The following is a 20,162-nucleotide window of genomic DNA, read 5'->3' as shown; positions in this document are numbered from 1 at the left end:
AAAAAGCGTATAAAAGCACTAAAAAAGCAACAGATGAAAAAAAAGGACATTATACTATTTCTGGTTTGTCTAATGGCAAATGTTTCGGTATTGTTTTCTCAAAATGATGCTTTAAAAATACTTCCGAACGGGAATGTCGGTGTAGGTACAACCAATCCGAAGGAGAAATTACAGGTAGCCGGAAACATTAAATCCGATGGGCGGATCGAGGATAAAACCGGAAGTCTGACGCCGGTAGGTTCCGTCATTGCTTTTGCCGGAACGCAGGCGCCGGATGGCTGGCTGTTGTGCGACGGAAGATCCTATCCGGTATCCGGCGATAAAAATGACCTTTTTAAAGTGATAGGAAATACGTATGGAGGCGCTAGCGGTCAGTTCAATGTACCCGATTTAAGACAAACCTTTGTTATGGGCGCAAATCCGGCAAACGGAAACGAACAGTTGGGCAGAAAAGGAGAAGCCGACAGGCATAGTCACAGTATAAATCCTCCAGCCCAGTCCTTTACCACATCAACAAACGGGGCGCATACCCATAAATTTAATTCCGGCTGGTATAAAAGAAATTTTGGAGGAGGAGGTTATTCCGGGATCGATACCAATGGTACAGATATTAAATACCAGACAACAGAAAGTGATGGAAATCATTATCACTCGGTTTATGTAGCGCTGCCCACTTTTACAAGTGGGGAATATACGGGACAAAATCGACCGAAATGGACAGCTCTGAATTATATCATTAAATACTAAACATTAAAAATTAAAAAACTAATCATTATGGCAGTAACAATCACAGAAATTAAAAACCTTACTACTTCGGCCACTGTTGATGCAGCAGCTTTGGCAAACTTTAGTTTTAAAGGGACATCAACCGATACCATTACGATTAAAGGAGATGCACCGGACTGGAAACCTACAGACAACATTCAGGTAACCTGGACCGATGGCACTAAAGCAGGAGGAAGAGCTGTTAGCGGAATGCTGGATAAAGAAAATAAAGCAATAACCGGATTAGTGGATGTTTCCAAATACAGTGTGAGCGTTAACGGACAACTTGGAATTGGCCCGGAAACAAAACCGGATGCCGTTTTAGTGAGTGTACGAATTGGAAATATTCCGTCTGAAAAAAATCCGAAAGGCGACTTGATCATCGATTTTAGCGATAAACAGGACGGAGCACCGGGTACGTCTATTAAATTAAACGAGTTGGTAGGCTGGATTCAGGGCAAATCAGGTGATAAGACAGCTGTTAGTTTTCCTCCGGGTCAGGGCGATGGTAAAGACGTCAAAGATTATGAAATCGAATTTAAAGAGTTTTACTACAACGTGACACAAAATACGTTCGATTTTAATGTACAGTCAAAAGAGGGGAATGAAATAAAATTTGGAAATTTTACCATTAAAAAAGCAGGTTTCAGAGTAACCAATACGCCCGTTACAGTCGCAACCAAAGCAATTGAAAAATAATATTCCCGTAGGAAAAAGATTTTAAAAATATAACATTACCATTCAAAAGGGATCCGGTTTATTCTATAAATTAAGGGTCCCCTTTGTATTGACTGACCTGTTGTTTTCTGATCAGGTTGATCAAATAGTAGCATTGCAGTTTATTATGGCAGCGAGTAACTCTTTTTTAGTAGAAATCACAGGGCAGACGGAATTTCATTTAGGAAATCCGGCTGCTCCGATTGCTGTTGCTATTGCTCTTGGTTACAGAAGCAGGATTACAGAAAATACAAAAGAAGAAAGTTTTTTATATGCCACCCTGACATCCGGAAATAAAAACGGGATTAGCGTACAGGATATCATGAATTGCTGTACGGCAAAACAGGAGGTCATACCGGAAATTCTAAATGCCGTTACGTTTAAACAGTTTTCGGTAACCTATGGTTCCGGCGGAATGGATGCCACGGAATTTAAAATAGAATTTAATTGTAAGATCAATATCAACGGAAAGTATTTTGATGCCGTTATAACGATCGATTACCAGAAAAACGGTTCGCAGTCACGTTTTGCCTTCGGAGGCGTTTTATTGGTAGACGAGCACCGTTTTACCTTAAACTTTGTCCAGGAAACAGCGACCGCTTATCTGTATGCCGCTTATCAGCATTCCGGTAAAACAACGATCGATTTACGCGCTTTGGCCACGAAATTCTTTGGCGAAAGTGCGACCGGTAAAATGCCGGCTCTTTCCTTTACACTCGAAACATTTAAGGCCTTTTTACTGTATAAAAAAGAAAAAGACACCTCCGGTCTGTTCTTCGGAATGGGCGCCGGGCTCAACCTGGATGTAAAAGAGCTGCCTCTGGCCGGACCTGTTTTAACACAGGGCAATGCCTTTGCTTTTAAAGAAGTACTGGCAATTTATGCCAGCGGAACTTTTGAAAAAGAAGAATTAGAACGCTTTGACGGATTACCGCCGGTAGCGATTAGTTCCGGTTTTAATATTACCACACAACTGGAAATTAATGGCAATGAGGAATATTATGCTTTAAATGACGGAACAGCTCAGGAGTATAAAGAACCGGAGCAGCCGCAGCAAACAAATGTTACAACGGTAGCACCGTTAGGCGACGGCATAATCGCTAAGGCGAAATGGAAAAAATTAGATAAAAAAATCGGCCCGGTAACGTTGCAGCGATTAGGCTTTGCCTACCAGGACAGTAAAGTTGTTTTGCTGCTTGATGCCACGATGGAAATGAAAGGTATGGGCATGCAGCTCATGGGATTCGGTCTGGGCTTTAAGCTCCAATGGCCACCCGGAACACCTGATTTCTACCTGGAAGGCCTCGGACTTTCCTATAAGGCACCGCCAATCGAGATATCAGGAGCCTTTTTACATACTACAGCATCCTACAACGGAAAAACCATTGATGTCTATAATGGCGGCGCGATCATAAAAGTAAGCCGTTTTACCATCTCGGCCATCGGATCCTATGCTAAAGTAGCCGATGAGGCGTCCTTATTTATTTATGGTGTATTTGACGGCCCTATTGGCGGTCCGGCTTTCTTTTTTGTCACCGGAATTGCCGCCGGATTTGGTTATAACCGCAAAATAAATGTGCCTTCAATTAACGAAGTAGCGCTATTCCCATTGGTGGCTTTGGCCATGCGACCGGAAGAAGATAAGGGATTATTACCCTTGCTGGCTTCGCTGGAAACACCAATGAAAAACGGTAAAAAACCGATAGAGATTTCCATTGGTGATTACTGGCTGGCTGTTGGAATTAAATTTACCTCATTCAAACTCATTGAGTCGTTTGTACTGCTAACGGTTAATTTCGGAACACAGCTTGAATTTGCAATCCTCGGACTTTCCCGACTGAGCTGGCCGGAAAAATCAATGGCTCCGGAACCGATAGTTTATGTAGAGCTCGCTATTCTGGCACATTTCGGACCGGGCAGTGATGTCATCTCCGTAGAAGCCGTTATTACACCAAATTCCTATGTCCTTTCAAAAGACTGTAAGCTATCCGGAGGATTTGCTTTTTATACCTGGATAAAAGGACCTCATGAAGGCGATTTTGTCATTACGCTGGGTGGATACCATCCGAAGTTTATAAAACCAGCACATTATCCTACCGTACCGCGACTGGCATTAAGCTGGAAAATAAGCAACCTGCTATCCATTAAAGGAGAAATGTACTACGCGCTTACCGCTTCAGCAATTATGGCAGGCGGTAAATGGGAAGTACTTTTTAAAACCTCAATTATTAAAGCGTCAATTGTTATCTGGGCCGATATGCTCATTTCCTGGGCACCGTTCCATTATTATATCGATATGGGCATTACGGTTAAAATCGAGGCCGATATTAAAATTGCCTTTATACGGATTCATTTCAGTTTCGAAATGGGAGCGGAGCTGCATATATGGGGACCGCCATTTGCCGGAGAAGCCTATGTGGACTGGACGATCTTTTCCTTTACCATTCCTTTTGGCGATCATTCCAGAAAAGAACCGAAAAAGCTGCAATGGGATGAATTTGCAACCGGTTTTATACCACAGAAAAAAAGCAATACTGCAACCAATGCACGACTTAAAGAAGGTAAAACAACAGCGGTTTCCAATCCTGATCCAACCAATATAACCATCAGCAACGGTTTGATTGAAGTAAAAGGAGAAACCAAATTCCCGGTAATCAATCCGCAACAGCTGGCCATTACAATTGATTCTTTTATTCCGGTATCGCAATTAAAAATCAATAATAAAGAAGTGTCCGGAAGTACCGTGATAAAATCGGAAACGGGTACTCTTGTTTATGCTGACAGAGAAAAAAATATCGGAATCCGTCCGTGTGGCTTTACAAAAGGCACCGTAGCATTCGAAATGAATGTGGATGTTGTGCTGGGTAATACAAAAATGGATGTAACGGTTTCCGGTATCGCAAAAGGAGTCGCCGAAGCGTTATGGGGAGGTGAGGAATCGAAAAGCAATAATGCCAATCCGGGAACCTCGAAAGTACTGACCAATGTGTTGAGTGGTGTTATCATTCAGCCACCGGTGCTGCCGCAGGTTGCCCAGATACGAACGTTTGATTTTTCAGCCTTATTCGATGCTTCAAACGGAACATTCGACTGGAAATTCACGCTGGCTAAAACAGCAGAAGCCTATCATGCTGTTGAGGTTTTAGGCTATTATGATGAAATCAATAATATCAGGGTAACCGGTATTCTTGAAAAAACGTATGAAAAAAGCAGTGTAAAAGAAAAACGGGAAAACATTGTTGCCCTTCTTAAAGCTGGGTTTGACGAAAGCTTCCCGGATATTGAGGAGGAAGCAATAAACAGAAATATGACCAATGAAGATAATTATTTTACCGGTATTCCGGTGATATGCGAAATAGGTGAACTACCGCAATATAGTACCGATGTAAAATAAAAACGAAGAGGGTAAAACGTAAAAAAGAATGAGCGAGAATACGAAAATAGTGCAATGTTTTTTACCGGCTATGGTTGCCGGAAAATATACTACGGAAGTCAGTCAGCGGGTTATAAAAGACAAGGCAAGCATTCAGGATATAAAAAAAACATTCGATTTTGGTGTCGATGCGGCCCGGTTTACGCTTAATCCGAATGATATTTATTCCGTTTATCCGCCGGCCAATAAATCGGGAAACTATTCGGAATCATTGCCCCATTTGGTATTTACCCGGCGGACATTGCCATGGGAGCGTACTCTGGACGGAAAGCTTCCGGTTTTCCAGCGGGCATCAACCCCGGAAAACAAGCGTAATCCACAGGAATCACCACCGGTTCCCTGGATGGCATTACTGCTTTTTGACGAGGAAGAAATGAAAGGCTTGCCGATCAGTAAAAACACCATTGCTGCCGTTATCCAGCCGAATCTTTCCGATGGCATTATCCGCCCGGAAATTTTTGACGCTAAGGCGGCCGGAAAAGAGGGATTAAAACTAATGGAATGGGAAAAAACGACCGATGGTTGTTTTACAATGGACCTGACAAAAGAACAATTTGAACACTATATTCCGTCCATGAAAAGCCTTTCCCTGCTGGCACATGCCAAAGAGGTAAGCATTGATAATAAGGACAAAGAAGGAATTACAGATATAAATACCGACGGAACCGGCGTTTTTGCGGTTATCGTCGGAAATCGCCTGCCGGCAAAAGGAAAGCAGCATACCGCCATTCTGGTATCGCTGGAAGGCTATACCGACTATTTAAAAGGCACCAGTTCAAAAAAGAACATTCCGGACGATCATAAAGCCCGGCTGGTTGTACTGGCCAGCTGGAATTTCAGCGATTCGGGAAGTTCCAGCTTTTCGCAGCTGGCAGACGGACTGGAGTTGAAGAGTATCAAAATTCAGCGGAGTAACGAAGCTCCGGAACTGGTATCGTATTTTGATTCGGGTTATGTCCCGCTGGAACATGTAACACGAACCGGTGCGGGCACGATTTCCTGGTATCATGGTCCGTTTGTACCGAAACTATTTCCGGCGACTTCAAAGTGTATTTCATTTGCCTCATCCGATGCGGCATTGCGATATGATAAAACCACCGGTTTTTTTGATATTTCCTTTGCGGCAGCCTGGCAATTGGGGCGTATACTAGCTTTACAGAACCAGGAGTTTTCCAAAGCCATTCTGAATTGGCGTATGGCACAAAATCAACTGGAAGCCGAAAAGTTAAGAAACAATACGCTAAATGCCATTTTGGAAGATGACAGTGAAACAGCAGCAAAAGATAAAGTAATTCGCTATCTGGGTAAATTACATGCGGTAGAAACGACAGTACCGGCAGAAAAAATTACCGATTTACCGACAACTGTACCGCAGGAGGTGAAACACTTTTTAGGCAATTTGTACAAATTAAACGGAATCCCGTTTTCGTATATCGTTCCCCATGAATTGCTTCTGGAAAAAGAGCATCAGAAAAATACGGGAACCTATACCGGAACACTTTCCCTGTTTTATGTCGATCCGAACTGGATAGAAGCCTTGCTGGACGGTGCGCTTAGCATTGGCAGGATCCATAAAAGTGATGCCTTACTGGAACAGGCGGTGAACGGTAATTTTATAGACGGTTATCAGACACAGGCAATCGATATCAGCAGTGAAACAATCACAAGAAAAGGACGACGACTCAATACCACCGGATTCCTGCTTCGGTCGGATCTTGTTTCCGGTTGGCGCGGACTGGAAATTACGGCTTTTGATGCCGGTGGTCAGCTGCTTCCCGCTCTGCGTTTTGAACGTATCGATTCGGATATCTTCCTGGGTATTTTTGACGGTAACATTGCCGGCATCACGATAAAACAGCCTTATGAAGGATTGCATTTTGGTATCAAAAACAATAGTACTTATATCAAAAATCTAAAAAATGAAGACGGTACCAATCAGGAAATAACAGATGGTACGGCAGATGTTAACGCCGAATTAAATGACGGACTGATTCAAAACGGCGTTATCGATATAGCCGGTTTAGCCGGTGTGATGCAGGAAAAATTAACCGCTAAACACTGGATGAATACAACCGGTGAAAGCAAAGGTATCTATTTTACATCGGCAGAATTCGCCTATCAGATGATCGACAGTCCGGTAAAAAAGAGTATAACAATTAACATCCTAAATACCGATAGCCATGCATAATACTTCCAGACTTTTGGTACCCATGTATATGGAAGCCCTGGCATTGGGTAGTGATAAAAACGATTGCATGGATCTGGGTCCGCAATTGCAACAATACAATCAGAGTATTCTGGGGAATGTTTTACAACCGGATACGAACAAAACAATATCGCTTAAAAAAGGAATACACCTGCATTGGACCTTACCCAAGGCATTAAAACACGCTTTTATAAACGAAGGGGAAGACGTGCAGTTTCCGTATACCCCTAACCGGTGGATGGTTATCCGGATCCGGACGGACAAAGGGATAAAAAGTATGGAATCCCGCATGTGGATCGTTAAAAGTGATGAAAAAAATAGAATTAAAAGTAATAAACCGATACCAAACTGGGTCACGATACAGAATGACAAGCTGGATTTCGGCAATCTCGGAAAGGTTGTCGAATGGTCTGAAGCTTATGAGGACACTGTAACACCACCTGTTTTAACCGGTGTAGGCGCAGTAAACCCGTATTTTGCTTCCTTGTATCAGAGTAGCAAAAATGTTTTTGCGTTCCACGATGATATGGCCGACATCGATTCCGATTGTACGGTTACGTATGTGGTTACCGGTTGGTATAATGATCCTGCCACCGATCCGCTGGCACCATTCGATTTTGACGAGGCAAAGGCAACAAGCGAACAGATCCGTCAAAAAAGAACACAGGATTGGTTTAAACAACAATGGAAATGCGATCAGGAAACCTATCCGGAATCCTGTTTACTGCATGCGTCCATCCATAGTATTCAGTGGGACAGCGCGTTAAAAAGCGGCGTTCCGGACGGAGCGGTACAGGTTTATGCCGGCAATACGGCTATTGAATCGTTAAGTGCTCAGATTATCAAAAGCAGTGCGATTGAAAAACCGGGCGTGGAAACCCTGTTAAATGCCCTGCAATACCAGTTTCTGGAAGACAGCAAAAATGAACCGGGCCTGAAATCCATTCAGACAGAAATTCATAAAAGAGGCTTTACGCCTAAAAACAGGAGCTCAGTCTGGGAAATCACCCGGGTTGAAGCGGCCGATTCGGCATTGGAAAACAAGCAGGACGACAGACCGCACTTCCCTGAAAACAGGGCTGTTCTACAAGAACTGAATGAACTGAACACAACTCAGATTAGCTGTAATAAAATCAAACAGGAGATAGTAAGCCTGCAACAGGAATACTATTTCCTGTGGTACAAACAGGCTTATAAAACGGTAAATGATTATACGGTTCCCAACTTTGATTACAATGCCTCCAGGGAAATTATACTGGATTTGCTTGTCAGTAAAAAAGTGGAAGCAGATGTACTGGACCGGGAAATCCAGCATCTTGTTTCGGGCTTAAGACAATATAAAGAATTCGCAGCAACAAATCCGGAATTTGAACTAAAGGAAACTCTGGAAGACCGTTTTTGGGAGCCTAATGATCCCGTTTTGCTGTTTTGCGGATCGGGTATCGGAAATACCGAAAAACCGACTTTTCAGGCCACCGATAAAGAAATCAACTGCAGACTGGAAGGCCAGTTGCTTACGAAGCTTTATCTGAACGTTCCTTATAACGATACCAGCATTCCGGTAACGATACCGGCTGCCCTAATTAACGTTCCGGGAGTAAATGCATTGCAGCATCCCAAATTGCCTTTTGCCGCTATAAAAACATTGGTGTCTGAAACACTTTTACTGGATCATTCGCTTTCGCTGGATATCGCGCTGCAAGCCTATATTGAAGCACAACTGGCAGAAGGAAAAGACAAAACCAGTGCGGTTATCAGGGCTTTTAGCCAACAAGTAACAGCCGTACAGGATAAACCGGATTACAGGGAAAAAGAAAAGGCACACGAACGTTTTGCCATTATCCGATGGGAACAGGCATGGACACCGTTGTTTATGGTCTGGGATATTGTTTATACGTCCAATAATCCGGATATAAAGGATCTGGACCTTGTGGAAGATACAGCAAAATGGAAACTGGAAGAAGGGCTGTATTTTAAAAAACAAGCTGCGAAAGAGCAGGGAGCGCCTGTTGCGATTAGCGGCATAAGTCCGTTTTCCAATTCGGTTTTTGCGAACCTGAAAAAGACGGTTCCGGAAGCTATTGTGGATAAATACGGAGAATTAAATCTCATTGCACAGGCATTAGGTGGTTTGCATAAAAATTTACTGATGCAGCGAACCGATATTCAGTTACCGCCCTTTCAGTATAGCAGTGATCCGGATTATAATTTTAATACGGAATATCAGCTTGACCGGAACGAGTTAAATGTGATCGGGGAAGACGGCTATAAGCTGGGTTGCGATCCCGGGAATATAAACGGAACGGATGCTGCTGTTTTTAATCCGTTGCGTTCGGGAGCACTGAAAATAAAAAACCTTTCGATAGTGGATGCTTTCGGTCAGGTAAAAAAAGTAATCGTCGAAAACGATACGAATAGTACAGATATAACCTGTTCGGCTACGCTACAAGGTAGTGAAAAAGAATCGGATATGATCATTCCGTTACCGCCAAGGATCATTCAGCCTTCCCGTTTGCAGTTCAATTGGTTAAACACGAGTGACAGTATTATTTATCAGGATACCGGAAAAATGGACAGTCCGGTTTTGGGATGGCTCGTTCCCAATTATCTGGATAATAGTATCCTGGTTTATGACGGGGACGGCAATGAAGTGGTTGTCCTGCAAATAGCATCGGATCTTACCGGAAATAAAGGACTTAAATTAATTAAACAACCTTTTCCGGGTGGAAATGGAATACCGGAACTCACTGCAAATCCGCAGCTGAAAAAACTGCTGGAGGTTCTCAATAGCGGGAGCAGGGTTTCGGGCATTATGGACCTGGCCTATAAAGTGAGCATGCATGCCATCGGGAATGCGGCCTTGCAGAATACAACATCGGCCTTGTTATACGGGCAGCCTTTGGCTTTAGTGCGTTGTTCGGTAGGTTTGGAATCGTTGGGACTTCCGTACTATGACCAGCGTTGGAGTCAATCCGGGAAAGAAGATACCGGGAATATAGAAACCGTCAAATTCCCGCTTACAATAGGGGATTACGATATGGAAAAGAATGGCGTGATCGGTTATTTTACCGATGCGGAAGCGGATGTATTTCACACTGTTGCGAATGCACCGGAATTTAATTTCAGCGATTCGGATTCCTTTTTCACAAAGAATACAACATTAAAAATAAACCTGAATCAGGAGCCGGTAAAAGCAACTTTACTGCTGTATCCTTCGGCCGGGGTACATTTGGCAACCGGGATTCTGCCCACAAAGTTTGTGGCATTATTTAACCATAATTCGGAGCGTTTGTTATCGCAACTGGACATTGGTTTCCGGGTAGCCCCTTTTATAGCCGAAAAAGTGGCTCCCGATATTCCGATACCGGCCGGGATTAATGCCAACTGGAAATGGACCCATAAGTCGGATGTGATAACCTGGCAGAATGATGAAGCTTTGGCCGAAGGAAAAAACAAGCAGGTTTCCGGTTTTAAAAAACAACAGGTTTACGAAGGATGGCTGCGGCTAAGCAATTTAAAAACGAATAATTAAAACATAAAATATGGGATATGTAACTACAGGCAGCAGTAATTCGGTCACGAATGGGGAAGCGCTGGCGTTGGATATAATGATCGCTCAGGAGGAAAAAAAAGCCATCTTACTGATGGGGGTTTTTACGGTTGAAAATTTGGATACACTGGTCGCGGCAGCCGATTTAAAAAAGCTGAGTTGTGAGCTATGGGCCAAAACGGACGACGGAAATAAAACAACGACTTTTCCCGTGAAAATCTGTGAGTTTTTATACGATAACAATAACCTGGGCAAACGGACCTATAACTTTCCGAGAGATTATAGCGATGCCTATACCTATCTGATCGTAAAAATAAGAGCGGTAAAATGTACGGTTACGACACCATCGGCGACTTTACAACTAAGCTTTAAAGATAAAAACGTTACCACCGATCCGAAACCGCTGGTATCACTTCCTTTTACAGTGATCGCAGAAGAGGCCAAACCGGAAATTAACGGGTTTGAATCGGATAAAACCGTGGTACAGCGCAACGCACCGGTTACTTTATCCTGGAATGTTAAAGGTTCCCAGTATATTTTAAGGGAAGGTCTGGAAGAATTAAAACGAGGTACTGCCGAAACGGATTACCATACCATAGCCAATATTGCTAACGGGGATCATTCGTATACCTTAGAAGTACAGAAGGGGACTGTTTCCATCACCAAAACGATATTGGTCCGGGCGTTAGGGGAATCAAAATTATATTCCAATGCGAACCCGACCGGAGCGTTTGCGGCCTATAAAATAGGCAATTTTTGTGCGGCTCAGGATGCATCCTATCTGTATAGTGTAATGTTGAAAACCGAAAATAAAAAAACGCAGATCGATCATATCGGCTATACGAATACGAATGAAGGTTTTTCGGAGAACTGGCATAGAATAACCCTTTCCGATGAGGAGAAAAACAAACTGAAACCTTTTGCTACGGCTCCTTTATTGCACATGAAAAGTGCGGGAGAATTATACGGACGCCTGTTTTTTATCGGCGGCAGCTATATTAAACCGATGGAGTCCGGTAATGCCGTTGCCATTGTTAATATGGATGCCGAAACCGGTTCCAGAGTAATGGTTGTCGAAAATCGACCGTGGGCTTCCCGTACGGGGCATTCCTGTGCGATTTTCCCTCATGGTGATCAGGATAAAATCTGGCTGATGGGTGGTGTGGACGAATGGGGCGCTGCGTTAAACGATATCTGGGTATCGGGTGATGGTAAAGTATGGGACAACATCGGCACAAACGGAAATGTAAATCCGGACAAAACCAGTCCTGTAAAAATGCCGTGGAAATCAAGATGTCTTAGTGGTGTTGCCACTGAACTGGATGCCAACGGAAGTAAAAAAGTCTTATGGATGGGCGGTGGTTTTTCCGAAATAGGCGGGACGGAAACCCCGGATATCTGGAAATGGGACAAAAATAACTGGACTTTGATCACACCATTGACCATCAATAATAATTCGTATTTGTCTTCCGGTTTGTCCTTTTTAGGTAAGGATACGATAGACAGCACGGGAATTTTTTTATTGGGAGGTTATCAGGAACAGGAAAACAAGAAGAAATATTTTTACAGAGTAACCTTAAACAATGGTAAATATGGCAGCAATCAGATGGATACGGCTGCCGGTGTGGACAGTTTTGCGACAACAAAACAGTCCAAGATTGTAACAGGCTTTTTTAAAGGCTGTTTATGGTATATGGTCTTTACCAACGAAGGTGATCTGGGGATTACCTATTCTGACTTGTTTTACTGGGTACCGGTAGCAACGGGTCAGACTTTAATTTTAACATAGTTTACCAACTTAAAAGAACGATTATGAATAAAATAGGGTATAGCTACGTGCTTTTGTTGCTGTTACTGCTAACGAAATCGCAGGCACTGTTTGCGCAATCCAGGTATACCGCTTTATTGCCGGAAATTGATAAGGCAGTACCGGCGGAAAGTAATGGCGATTTACGGGTTGCGGCAGATGACAAAGGAAACGAAACCAATAAGTCATTTTTTAAATTCGACTTTAGAAATTTGCCGGCTAGCGCAAAGATTGAAACCTTGAATCTGAAATTATACAACAGGCCGAATGTTAATATGTCTGATTTTTTGGTGCAGCTGATAACGGCTTTACGAGGTACAAACGAATGGACCGGAAGTGAAACGGGTTTAACCGACCCGAAATTAAGCTGGGCCATTTTAAAAAATAATACAGAAGGACCGATAGGTCGCGCCGAGATCCGGAAGAGCACAACAGCCATAACGATGAAACTCAAATTGCCGGGTGCCCTTAAACCGGTTACGGATTTTCTGCCGGACGGTATTTTATCCCTGGCAACACGATCGCCGGAAAAAGGGCAGGATACCCGGTTTTTCTCTTCCATAACAGCCGAAACGCCTTTCAATTTTTCCAAAAAACCGAAATTACTGGTGTCTTACGAAATTGATCCGTATCCGTTTCGGGAAGACTGGGCACAGCCTTTTGGAAATGCACAGCACAATAGTTTGCTAAACTGGAAGAGCAATGCTGTTGTTCAGGAAGCGCAAATCCGTACACTTCCTTATGGTGGCGGGTATCTACAGGAAATCGGTCCTACCGGAGCTCTTGCAATCTATAAAAATCTACCGGTAGTGTTTACACAGGCAACTTCGGGAACATCGGCTGTTTTTTATGTAAAGCAACTGGATTCGAAAGGAAATGTTTTATGGCAGCAAGGAGTTGACGATGTGGCAAAATCATGGCCATTGATTGATGAACAGGGGCGTTTATATTATATTTCCAAATCCGGAAAACTGAGCATATTGGATTTAAACAATGCCGGAAATACACTGTTCAGTAAATCCCTTTCGGAGATTACGAACAAACAGCTCACAACGATCAACAATAATGCGGCTATAGGATATGACGGGACGCTTTACCTGCCATCGGATACCGGTATTGTTGCGCTTTCGGCTTATCCGCAATGCAAAATACGTTGGAAATACGAACCGAAGACCAATGAAATTAACGGTCCGGTTTCTTTAAGTCCGGATGAAAGCAAAGCGTTTTTTATAGCGGTCGATACCCAGCAAAAAAAGAGCCGCCTGGTCGTACTGGATAATATGGACGGAAGTATAACAGCCACATCCGATTATGTTTTGGACGGGTATCAGAACGATACTAATTTTTATATTCCGGCACCGGTTGTCCGGGATAATGCTAAAGTTTTTGTGCTTAATGGTTTTGACAACGGTAACAAACTCTTTGTATTTGATATTGACGATAAAGGCGGTATTGCCCAAACGCAGTTTATAGCATCCGGAAGTTCCGTCAATACAGGGATTTCCCAGCCGGTAGTTGATGCCGGATCGAATGTCTTTTTTGTTTTCAACTCAAAATTAGCAAAGTATAATGCGGATTTGAATAAAGCTGAGGTTTTCGAAAAATCGGCAGCTTTGGATAATGCTTCGGTATTGCTGACAAATGCCTCGTCCCATATTTATGCGACAGATCCTTACCGTACGCCAAAAAAGATACTGGGATTTCAAAACGATACAGAAAACCCGAATGCCTTTGCAGTAGCTGTCGATACGGCTATTGGCAATACAAAGAAAAATATAGTCCTGGCTCCGGACGGAACGCTTTATACGGTTACGGCTACGAATCTGATAGCGGTTACCGCGGCTAAAGTTGCTGCAAACGATATCGTTATCAGTCAGACGGATTTAAAAACGAATACCGTTTATCGTGCCACGAATAGCATTACGGTCGAAGGCATTACGGTGGCACCTTCTGTAAATACCATTCTTAATTCCGGCGGAAGTATTTCTTTTAAACCGGGATTTACCGTGACCAAAGGAGCACAACTCAATTGTAAAACAGCTAATTAATACAACGCTTATCTAAATATATACCTACCATGAAAAAAAATTATCGGTTATTAGGAATCCTACTCTTTATCCTTTCGAATCCATTATATGCACAAAGTACAGATGCTATGAAAATTCTTCCGAATGGAAACGTTGGTATCGGCACATCTACGCCCACACAAGCCAGATTGGTCGTTTCCGGAGAACAAAGCTCTAATATGGGCGGGATTTTTGTTTACGGTTACAGAAGTTCCAAAGTTATGGACTCGGGGACTGTGAAAAATTCGATATATGCGACAGACGGTGTAACCGCGCAACAGTTTAATGTGGTTTCAGACGCGCGTATCAAAAAGATATTGGGTGTGAGCAACAATGCCAATGACCTTGATATTCTTTCAAAGATTGTTATCACGGATTATAAAATGATCGATTCGGTACAAAGAGGGAATCAGCTATATAAAAAAGTGATTGCTCAGCAGGTGGAACAAGTATATCCGCTGGCAGTGGCTACTAAACAGACCGAGATTATTCCGAATATTTATCAGTTAAGTACCATTCAAAACGGATGGATACCGGTCAACACAAAAGACCTTGCGGTTGGTGATAAAATCAAACTGGTTTTTAGCGGAGATGCAATACTAACCGATATTTTAGCGATTAACAGAGAGGGAATCCGTGTTAATTGTACCAAAGAGGGAAGTGTTTTTGTGTACGGAAAAGAAGTTCATGATTTTCATTCTGTGGATTACGAAGCGATTGCGATGCTCAATGTAAGTGCTACCCAGGCATTATTAAAGCGTATCGAAATGCTGGAAAATAAGAATACCAATCTGGTTCAAACGGTAAGCAAACTGGAAAAAGAACAGCTAAAAACAAACGATCGCCTTAAAGCAATAGAGCAGTTGCTATTACCGGCAGTCGCGGAAAACGAAACTGTAAGATAATAAGAGGCAAGAAGCAAGAGGCGAGAAGCAAGAAGCAAGAGGACCATTAACAACCTAAAAATAATACTATGACAATTACAGATTTTACACAGGTTCCGTTGGGAACAATATTACCATTTGTATTTAATGATTCTTTAATACCGGATGGCTGGTTAAAATGTGATGGCAGTGAAATACCGGAAAAATATAAAACCTTAAGAGAATTGTTAAAGGGATATACCCCTAATTTTGCAGGGAGAACATTAATTGGTGGCGGAATTTCGAATGATGGCAGGCAGTCCGATGGGACCTCTCCTAATTTTGGAGCTACAACAAGATGGCCTTTAGGGAAAACAGGTGGAGAGTTTCAGCACAAATTAACGGTTGGTGAAATGCCAAAACACAGACATACTATAAACGGAGGTGATTTTGGATTGCACCATAGAAGTTTTGATGGTAGTGGTGGTTCCGATTTTCCATTTAAAACGAATGCGGGTCTTTATGAAGGTGATAAAAAGTTGTACGGTGTTGATACTGAAGGTGGCGACGGATCCCATAATACCATGCAGCCGTATTATGTGATTAATTATATCATTTATGCAGGAAGTGAATAAAGAATAAAGAGTAAAGAGTAAAGAGTAAAGAGTAAAGAGTAAAGAATAAAGAATAAAGAATAAAGAATGGGGATATTATGCCCCATTTTTGCTTCGTTACCATACTGGTCAAAGATAATCGGGTACTAAAAATCACGTATTTTTTCGTATTGACCGGTAAAGGCTAAGTTGTTAATTTATATAGTCTTAAGAGATCAAAAAAGCTGTGCTATGGAAGCAAAATACGGATTTACCAAAATGACCGTTGCAGAATTTGAAACCTGGATTTCAAATCTGAGAGTCGGACGGACTATTTTAAAAATTCAACAGCATCATACTTATGTGCCCGGTTATATTCATTTTACGGGAAACAATCATTTTGACCGGCAATTAGCGATGAAGAACTATCATGTCAATCAAAACGGATGGCAGGATATCGGGCAGCATTTTACCATTTTTCCGGACGGAACGGTTGTGACCGGCAGAAGTATGGAAAAGTCACCGGCCTGTATTACAAACCAGAATGCGAATGCGATTTGTATCGAGAATTTCGGAAACTTTGATCATAATGCCGATGTGATGACGAATCTGCAAAAGGATGCGATTATCGCGATTACTGCGGCTTTATGTAAACGGTTTAATCTTCCGGTTAATTCCAATACAATAGTCTATCACCATTGGTTTCGCCTTGATAACGGTGTCCGGAACAATGGAACCGGAAACAATAAATCGTGCCCGGGAGCCAACTTTTTTGGCGGCAATAAAGTACCCGATTTTGAAAACCATTTTGCCCCTTTAGTAAGAGCAAAACTAGGCAGCCATCCGATTAAAACCGACAGCAGTGCTATCCGGAAATATGTATACGTAACGGCTAACAGTCTTAATGTGCGTACGCAACCGGATGCCGGAAGTCCGAAAGCCGCCGATCGTCCCGGTATTCCTTTGGGAGCTGTTTTGCGTGTGTATGAAGAAAAAGACGGCTGGCTGAAAATATCCAATACCCAATCCCACTGGGTTGCGGCCAGATATACGGTTGCGGTGAAAAGAGCCACCGTAAATGCTACGATTTTAAATGTGAGAACGGGTCCTGGTACCAACTTCCCTAAAATTGACCGGATTGAAAAAGACGAAGAAGTTTTTGTTTTTGAAGAAGTAAACGGCTGGTGTAAAACTGACCTCGGTGAAAAGTGGGTGACCCGATCTTATTTGAATTTTTAAAGGTAAATATAAATCAGTCTGCCGGATCCAAAAACCGTGTTCTCAGGAGTTTTCCCAACTTTTCATATTAAATGGTGTTTGTATTGAACCTGGTTTTAGGGAATTCAGGTCATGCAATAGTTCCAGATCAGTGTAGTCAACGGAACCGTCGGCGGCTATTTTTGAAGCATATAATTTTCCTTCCTTAGTAGCAATTATTCTGTTGCTATTATCAATGTCTGCCCATGTAATGTCTTTGAGTTTCGTTTTCCCGTCCTTTCTTCCTATATAAAACAGATCCACGTTTTTGCGCTGTTCAGGATGGTAAAAGGTGATCATATACAAAGCAGCACTATTGGTGATTGGTTTTTTCCAAAGTTTCGGAACGATAGGTTCTATATTTTTCGGGTCTGCTTTCGACCAGCTATCACTGACTACAGTTAATTGTTCCGTTTCTTTTTGAATAAAACCGGTATCATTTTGTTCTGTCCATCCGTTCATTTCCAACCGATGCCCGTGCCATAAATTGACATGTCCTTTCCGTAGCGAATATTCTTTTTGTGTGTGGAAAGTAGAAACGTTAAGGTGAGACGGTACGGGATATTTTTCAAGTGCCTGCACGGAATCTAAATTGAGCAATACCGTTTTTTCGTCAGCGAATAATCCGCCTCCGGTGTCAAAAAGTGCATCGCCGTGTTCCCAAACGGTAAGCGCGGTCCAGAATGGCGGTTTACTAATGATTGTTCTGCTGTTTCCGTATTCAAAATTATCGACAAAGTAAATCAGGTATTTTCCGGAAGGCGAGACATCACAATTTCGCATCGGTACTTTTTTATTGATCCATTGCCCGGGTTCCAGCGTGTCGTTATCCAAATTCCAGACACTCATCTGAATCCAATCGGTAGGCCCGCGTCTAAAAACAATGGCATTGTTCGTTATTCGTGATTTCAGAAAGAAAATCCTTGCGCTGATAGTACCTGAATGATTCAATTTAAAATGATTTTTTTGTTTTTCTATTTTTTAGTTGATTAAGCAATCCGCAGTCTCGTCAAACCATTGTTATAGGTGGTTTTTCATGTCCATCATACCGTGTGAAATTCTAATAACTTCGATTTCTCTTTCTGTCACAATTCTGTAAAAAATTACATGTTGTCCGGTTTTATAACCTAAAACATTTCTTTCTACTACATCATATGATTTTCCTTGATTTGGCTTACTCGCTAATTCCTGAAAGGAATCTATAATTAAGGAATAATAAATTTCTGCTTGATTTTCTGACCATGCTTCTACGGTGTAATTCCAAATGTCACCCAAGTCTTCTACAGCTTTATTGGTCAAGTAAAATTTAGCCATTCTTCTTTTTTGACTTTAAAGTTTCCAGATGCTTTTTAGGATCAAAGTTTTCGGCGCGTCCACTTTCAATTCCTTCTTGAATGGCATTTCTTAAAACAGTAATTCTGTTTTCTTCTTCTTCTAATAGCCTAAGTCCGGCTCTAACAACTTCACTTGCGTTGCTAAAGCGCCCTTTCGAAACAGTTGATTCAATAAAACTTTCGAAATGAGGACCTAATGATATAGATGTGTTTCGTCCCATGATTATTCCTTTTTGGTAAAGTTACCAAAATTTGGTAATCATACGTTTTTTTTAACGTAAACTGTAGAAAAATTAGTTGTAATGGTTTGTGGCCTGGCGAAGTGGTGAAACCAGCGAATCGGTTAATTTCTGTTAAAGATAGCGCTTTTTCGGGATGAAAGAACGTAAACTACCCATTTCGTAATCCTGTGTTAGCCACCGTTTTATCGCCACGCTGTTACCTTGTAATTACTATAATTCAAATCCATATCTTTTATTCTGTTGTTGAGACTATTTATGCCATCCCGCAGATAACCTTCCTGCTCTTCTTTTGATAGCTGGTAGTAAACATCTAAACCGATTCCTATATTTTTACTGATTGAAACAGCATAGGTTAAGTCGGGGTTTTTATAGATCATATAATCCATGCCTTTATAGTCAATTACAATTGGATGAGCAGGTTTAATGGTTTCCATGTCGATTAAATCTTTTCTGATAACCCGATATCTTTTTTGGGCTCCATGTCCGCCTAATTCCAAATAGTAAAAGAAAACAGTATTGCATTTTTGACATTGAAAAATTTCGCAACCGTAATACGGGTAACGGTCTAATTGAATTTTAGCATCCTGTCCCCAATATTGGGAATCCCATTGTTTTTCGCTTGGCTGAATTGCAATTTGTCCAATCTTCGTTAAGCTCGTTTTCAATTCTTCCGTTTCGTTATGCCACTCCAAAAAATCGGTATGACCACCACAGGAATCATCAACTTTTGTTGAGGTCAAAAAATGTAAAAGTTTCTGGTCGTTAATTTCAAATGCTGTTTCCATAAAATTGTGGCTTATGTTTCGATGTTTCGTGAAGTAGTTATTTTTTCCACTCGTAAAATTGCTCTGAATCCCATTTATAAAAGTTGCTGATTACGTCAAAAAACGCTTGCCTTGTTGGATTGGCAGGTAATACTTGTTTCGGGAATATTCTATTTAAAAAAACAGTATAGTCGTTAACCAGTACTTCAAAGTCTTCTTCGCTTAGTTTTTCAATATCCGCAACACTATCCGGAAAAGCGTTACTTGCTATTTTATCCCGTACATTTTCATGATTTGGTCCGCTCCAATGATCACCATTCGTTTCCCAAATCGTAATGATTCCTAATAATTGTAGCGGATCTTCAGCAATAAAATCCCGGTTTTCTTTTATCGCCCAGTACATACCGTAAAGGTCATCACTTTGGTCGGGATATAAAAATATTTTGTAACCTTTGGATTTTATAATCCGTAATGCCGGATTATAGGTATTTGCTTCTGCCGATAATCTGAAACTTTCATTTGAATCCATATTTCCGATATTAATAAAACTGTTTTTGTTTCTAAC

At 41.8% G+C, this 20,162-nt stretch carries 15 protein-coding genes; 10 read left to right on the top strand and 5 right to left on the bottom strand.

Annotated features, from left to right (window positions below):
• Nucleotides 1–33 precede the first annotated feature (33 nt).
• The 10 genes from HW120_RS15405 to HW120_RS15360 all read left to right on the top strand — a co-directional run bounded on the left by HW120_RS15405 (nucleotide 34) and on the right by HW120_RS15360 (nucleotide 17,239).
• The gene (locus HW120_RS15405) at nucleotides 34–747 is read left to right on the top strand and encodes a phage tail protein (protein ID WP_177735166.1); all 714 of its coding nucleotides are present in this window, start codon (nucleotides 34–36) and stop codon (nucleotides 745–747) included.
• A gap of 27 nt (nucleotides 748–774) precedes the next feature.
• On the top strand, nucleotides 775–1,464 hold the full coding sequence (locus HW120_RS15400) for a hypothetical protein (RefSeq protein ID WP_177735165.1): 690 nt from the start codon (nucleotides 775–777) through the stop codon (nucleotides 1,462–1,464).
• A 145-nt stretch (nucleotides 1,465–1,609) separates the two neighbouring features.
• A complete protein-coding gene (locus HW120_RS15395) occupies nucleotides 1,610–4,876 on the top strand; it encodes a DUF6603 domain-containing protein (RefSeq protein WP_177735163.1) in 3,267 nt (1,088 codons plus the stop codon).
• Nucleotides 4,877–4,904: 28 nt separating this feature from the next.
• Nucleotides 4,905–7,103 (top strand): hypothetical protein, encoded by a 2,199-nt coding sequence (locus HW120_RS15390; protein ID WP_177735161.1) that lies wholly within the window; start codon nucleotides 4,905–4,907, stop codon nucleotides 7,101–7,103.
• Nucleotides 7,096–10,653: a hypothetical protein gene (locus HW120_RS15385; RefSeq protein ID WP_177735159.1), complete on the top strand. Its 3,558-nt coding sequence runs from the start codon at nucleotides 7,096–7,098 to the stop codon at nucleotides 10,651–10,653. The genes HW120_RS15390 and HW120_RS15385 overlap by 8 nt, the downstream gene beginning before the upstream one ends.
• Nucleotides 10,654–10,663: 10 nt before the next feature.
• Complete coding sequence (locus tag HW120_RS15380) at nucleotides 10,664–12,460, top strand: hypothetical protein (RefSeq protein ID WP_177735157.1); 1,797 nt, start codon at nucleotides 10,664–10,666, stop codon at nucleotides 12,458–12,460.
• Nucleotides 12,461–12,483: 23 nt separating this feature from the next.
• Complete coding sequence (locus HW120_RS15375; RefSeq protein WP_177735155.1) at nucleotides 12,484–14,526, top strand: PQQ-binding-like beta-propeller repeat protein; 2,043 nt, start codon at nucleotides 12,484–12,486, stop codon at nucleotides 14,524–14,526.
• 29 nt (nucleotides 14,527–14,555) lie between these two features.
• Nucleotides 14,556–15,449: a tail fiber domain-containing protein gene (locus HW120_RS15370; protein ID WP_177735152.1), complete on the top strand. Its 894-nt coding sequence runs from the start codon at nucleotides 14,556–14,558 to the stop codon at nucleotides 15,447–15,449.
• A 68-nt stretch (nucleotides 15,450–15,517) separates the two neighbouring features.
• The gene (locus HW120_RS15365) at nucleotides 15,518–16,042 is read left to right on the top strand and encodes a phage tail protein (RefSeq protein WP_177735150.1); all 525 of its coding nucleotides are present in this window, start codon (nucleotides 15,518–15,520) and stop codon (nucleotides 16,040–16,042) included.
• Between the two features lie 210 nt (nucleotides 16,043–16,252).
• Nucleotides 16,253–17,239, top strand: coding sequence for an SH3 domain-containing protein (locus tag HW120_RS15360; RefSeq protein WP_177735148.1), 987 nt, complete (start codon nucleotides 16,253–16,255; stop codon nucleotides 17,237–17,239).
• A 42-nt stretch (nucleotides 17,240–17,281) separates the two neighbouring features.
• Here HW120_RS15360 and HW120_RS15355 read toward each other — a convergent pair whose 3' ends face one another.
• The 5 genes from HW120_RS15355 to HW120_RS15335 all read right to left on the bottom strand — a co-directional run bounded on the left by HW120_RS15355 (nucleotide 17,282) and on the right by HW120_RS15335 (nucleotide 20,126).
• The gene (locus tag HW120_RS15355; protein ID WP_177735146.1) at nucleotides 17,282–18,208 is read right to left on the bottom strand and encodes a hypothetical protein; all 927 of its coding nucleotides are present in this window, start codon (nucleotides 18,206–18,208) and stop codon (nucleotides 17,282–17,284) included.
• 69 nt (nucleotides 18,209–18,277) lie between these two features.
• Nucleotides 18,278–18,571: a type II toxin-antitoxin system RelE/ParE family toxin gene (locus HW120_RS15350; RefSeq protein WP_177735144.1), complete on the bottom strand. Its 294-nt coding sequence runs from the start codon at nucleotides 18,569–18,571 to the stop codon at nucleotides 18,278–18,280.
• Complete coding sequence (locus HW120_RS15345) at nucleotides 18,564–18,812, bottom strand: type II toxin-antitoxin system ParD family antitoxin (protein ID WP_177735142.1); 249 nt, start codon at nucleotides 18,810–18,812, stop codon at nucleotides 18,564–18,566. The genes HW120_RS15350 and HW120_RS15345 overlap by 8 nt, the downstream gene beginning before the upstream one ends.
• Before the next feature lie 203 nt (nucleotides 18,813–19,015).
• Nucleotides 19,016–19,618: a hypothetical protein gene (locus HW120_RS15340; protein ID WP_177735140.1), complete on the bottom strand. Its 603-nt coding sequence runs from the start codon at nucleotides 19,616–19,618 to the stop codon at nucleotides 19,016–19,018.
• A gap of 37 nt (nucleotides 19,619–19,655) precedes the next feature.
• Nucleotides 19,656–20,126, bottom strand: a complete 471-nt coding sequence (locus HW120_RS15335; protein ID WP_177735138.1) for a hypothetical protein — start codon at nucleotides 20,124–20,126, stop codon at nucleotides 19,656–19,658.
• Nucleotides 20,127–20,162: the final 36 nt, after the last annotated feature.

The organism is Flavobacterium inviolabile (assembly GCF_013389455.1).
Taxonomy (GTDB): Bacteria; Bacteroidota; Bacteroidia; order Flavobacteriales; family Flavobacteriaceae; genus Flavobacterium; species Flavobacterium inviolabile.
The sequence above is the reverse complement of the archived record's forward strand: the minus strand, read 5'-3'. Positions and strand labels throughout refer to the sequence as shown.